Origin of the sequence: Acidovorax sp. HMWF018 (assembly GCF_003061035.1) — a bacterium.
Lineage (GTDB): Bacteria > Pseudomonadota > Gammaproteobacteria > Burkholderiales > Burkholderiaceae_C > Acidovorax > Acidovorax delafieldii.
This window is the reverse complement of record NZ_QAIM01000031.1, coordinates 21,875-25,287: the sequence shown is the minus strand read 5'-3', so window position 1 is coordinate 25,287 and position 3,413 is coordinate 21,875. Positions and strand designations below refer to the sequence as shown.

Here is a 3,413-nt window from a genome sequence, read left to right as displayed (position 1 = left end):
TCGGTGGAGCGGCCGCTGTCCATCGATTCCGCCGGGCAGATGGTGGCGTCCATCCTGTCCAAAAAAGTGGCGGCCGGTGCCACGCACTTGGTGCTCGACATTCCCATCGGCCCCACGGCCAAGGTGCGGTCCATGCCTGAGGCGCAGCGTCTGCGGCGGCTGTTTGAATATGTGGCGCGGCGCATGGGTCTGTCGCTGGACGTGGTCATCACCGATGGCCGCCAGCCCGTGGGCAACGGCGTGGGCCCGGTGCTGGAGGCGCGCGATGTGATGCGCGTGCTGCAGAACGACCCGCGCGCGCCTGACGACCTGCGGCAGAAGGCGCTGCGCCTGGCCGGACGCCTGATCGAGTGCGACCCTGATGTGCGCGGCGGCGACGGCTACGCGATTGCGCGCGACATCCTTGACTCCGGCCGGGCGCTGGCGCGCATGAACGCCATCATTGCCGCCCAGGGCAGCACGGGGTTTGACCACAACCACCCGGCACTGGGTGTGCTGACGCTGGACGTGGTGGCGCCCGCCAGCGGCGTGGTGGCGGGCGTCGACAACTATCAGATCGCCCGCGTGGCCCGGCTGGCCGGGGCGCCCAAGGTGCCGGGCGCCGGGGTGGACCTGATGCACAAGCTGGGCGACACCGTGGCCGCCGGCGACCTGCTGTACCGCGTGCACGCCAGCTACCCCGCCGACCTGGAGTTTGCGCGCCATGCGTGCGAACGCGACAGCGGCTACCGCCTGGGCACGGCCGATGAGGTGCCACGCGTGTTCGTGGAGTTCTGACCATGACACCGCCCGAAGCCCCCTGTGTGCTGTATTTCGACGACGAAGCCGCGCCTGCGCTGCGCCTGGCGCAGGCCGCCGGTTTGCCTGCCCATGCCATCGAACGCCACCGTTTTCCCGATGGCGAACTCAAGCTGCGCCTGCCGGTGGACGAGACCACTGGCCGCCTGCCACGGCACGCCGTGCTGCTGCGCAGCCTGCACCAGCCCAATGAAAAGCTGGTGGAGCTGCTGCTGGCCGCACGCACGGCCCGCAGCCTGGGTGCATACCACCTCACGCTGGTGGCGCCGTACCTGGCCTACATGCGGCAAGACATCGCCTTCCACCCCGGTGAGGCCGTGAGCCAGCAGGTGGTGGGTGGGTTTCTGGCGGGCCTGTTCGATGCGGTGGTCACCGTGGACCCGCATCTGCACCGCATTGACCGGCTCGAGCAGGCCATCCCCGTGCCGCAGGCGGTGGTGCTCAGCGGTGCCGAGCCGCTGGCCGACCTGATTGCCCAGCGCCGCCCGAATGCTTTGCTGGTGGGGCCCGACGGCGAATCCGCCCAGTGGATTGCCCAGGCCGCCGCGCGCCACGGCTTTGACCACGCGGTGTGCACCAAGGTGCGCCATGGCGACCGCCATGTGGCCATCGAACTGCCCGCGCTCAACGTCCAGGGGAGGGCGGTGGTGCTGCTGGACGACATGGCCAGCACCGGCCGCACGCTGGCGCTGGCCGCGCGGCTGCTGCTGCAGGCGGGTGCCGCCTCGGTGGATGTGGCGGTGACGCATGCGCTGTTTGCGGGCGATGCGCTGCAGGTGCTGCATGAAGCCGGGGTGGGGGAGGTGTGGAGCACGGACTGCATCCCGCACCCGAGCAACGCCGTGGCCATGGCCGGGCCGCTGGCAACGGCGCTGCAGTCCGTCCTTCGCACCTGAAAACCCCGGGCTCGGGCTGCGACAATGCGCCATTGCCTTCCACGCTGCGCCCGCACAGCGATTCAACGAACACAGAAACGGTCCCACCATGCTGCTTGACGCCACCGAATCCCAACTCGTCCTGGTCGATTACCAGGAGCGCCTGATGCCCGCCATCCACGAAGGCCCCGCCGTGCTGGCCAACGCCCGCCGCCTGGCCGAGATCGCCCGCATGCTGGATGTGCCCGTGTGGGGCACCGAGCAGAACCCCTCGCGCCTGGGCGCCAACGACGCCGCGCTGCGCGCCCTGTGCCAGAAGACCCTGGCCAAGATGCACTTCAGCGCCGCCGAGGAAGGCCTGGGCGAATGGCTGCGCCCTCCCGCCAAGCCCCAGGGCGGCAATGCGCGCAGCCTGCCCAAGCACCTGCAAAAGCCCGCACCGCTGGCGGCAGAGCGCGGCACCATCGTCATTGCCGGGTGCGAAGCCCATGTCTGCCTGCTGCAGACCGCGCTGGACCTGATCGACGACGAGTTTGAAGTGTGGGTGGTGACCGACGCCTGCGGCTCGCGCACCGAACGCAACCGCGACGCCGCCTTCGACCGCCTGGCCGGCGCAGGCGCTGAGCTGGTGACCACCGAGATGGTGGCGTTTGAATGGCTGGGCAGCTGCGAGCACCCGGCGTTCAAGGACGTGCTCGGGCTGATCAAATAGCGCTTTTCAAGCCAAATTGGCTGCTAGCGCATGATTTTCATGCGCTGGAAGCTATCAAAATAATAGTGACTGATGCAGGTTCCGGTCAGGCGAAGTAGGGCGTTGCCAGCTTGACTGCCAGGCCCACCAGGGCACAGCCGCCCAGCAGCGGCATGACGCCCAGCTTGAAGCGGAACAGTGCCACCAGCGCACCCACGGCGATCACCGCCGACACGGCATCGAAGTGGCCGCCAAATCCTTGTGGCCACAGCAGGTGGTAGGCAAAAAACAGCGCCAGGTTCAGGATCACGCCCACCACGGCGGCGGTGATGGCCGACAGCGGCGCCGTAAAGCCCAGCTTGCCGTGCGTGGCCTCCACCAGCGGGCCGCCTGCCAGGATGAAGATGAATGAGGGCAAAAAGGTCACAAACGTCACCACGGCGGCTGCCGCTGCGGCGCCGGCAAACAGCGCGTCTGCCCCCCACACTTGTTGCAGCCAGCCGCCCACAAAACCCACAAACGCCACCACCATGATCAACGGGCCAGGGGTGGTCTCGCCCAGGGCCAGGCCGTCAATCATCTGCGGGCCGCTGAGCCACTGGTAGTGCTCCACCGCGCCCTGGTACACATAGGGCAGCACGGCATAGGCGCCCCCAAAGGTGAGCATGGCAGCCTTGGTGAAGAACCATCCCATCTGCGTGAGCGTGCCTTGCCAACCCTGGGTGGCCACCAGCAGGCCCATGGCGGCGAGCCATAGCGCCAGCCCCGCCGCCAGCACCTTGACCAGGTGGACGCGAGAAAAGCGCGCATGGGCAGGCGTTGGCGTGTCGTCATCGATCAGCGCGGGGCCAAAGCCCTTGTGGGCATTGGCATGGCCGCCCCCCAATGCAAACACAGTGGGCCAGCGCTGCGCGCCCAAGTAGCCGATGAGCCCGGCCGCCAGCACGATGGCGGGGAAGGGCGTGTCGAACGCGAAGATCGCCACAAACGATGCGGCAGCGATGCCCCACATCCAGCCGTTCTTGAGCGCGCGGGTGCCGATGCGGTGC

The 3,413-nt window shown here is 68.4% G+C and carries 3 protein-coding genes and 1 pseudogene; 3 read left to right on the top strand and 1 reads right to left on the bottom strand.

Going from position 1 to position 3,413, the window contains the following annotated elements; translation table 11 throughout:
* From DBR23_RS00925 to DBR23_RS00915, 3 genes and pseudogenes are all read left to right on the top strand, one after another.
* A pseudogene (locus DBR23_RS00925) lies at positions 1-777 on the top strand (thymidine phosphorylase); the annotation flags it as partial.
* A 2-nt stretch (positions 778-779) separates the two neighbouring features.
* Positions 780-1,694 carry a ribose-phosphate diphosphokinase gene (locus tag DBR23_RS00920; protein ID WP_108497007.1) on the top strand — a complete coding sequence of 305 codons (915 nt, stop codon included), beginning with the start codon at positions 780-782 and terminating at the stop codon, positions 1,692-1,694.
* A gap of 88 nt (positions 1,695-1,782) precedes the next feature.
* Positions 1,783-2,385: an isochorismatase family protein gene (locus DBR23_RS00915; protein ID WP_056062923.1), complete on the top strand. Its 603-nt coding sequence runs from the start codon at positions 1,783-1,785 to the stop codon at positions 2,383-2,385.
* A gap of 85 nt (positions 2,386-2,470) precedes the next feature.
* Here the strand turns inward: DBR23_RS00915 and DBR23_RS00910 are convergent.
* On the bottom strand, positions 2,471-3,413 hold a 943-nt coding region (locus DBR23_RS00910), incomplete at its 5' end, for a chromate transporter (RefSeq protein WP_233250209.1).

Bases quoted from the DNA above. Each gene is read 5' to 3' on its own strand.
- DBR23_RS00920 (WP_108497007.1), top strand. From the start codon at position 780: ATGACACCGCCCGAAGCCCCCTGTGTGCTGTATTTCGACGACGAAGCC.
- DBR23_RS00915 (WP_056062923.1), top strand. From the start codon at position 1,783: ATGCTGCTTGACGCCACCGAATCCCAACTCGTCCTGGTCGATTACCAG.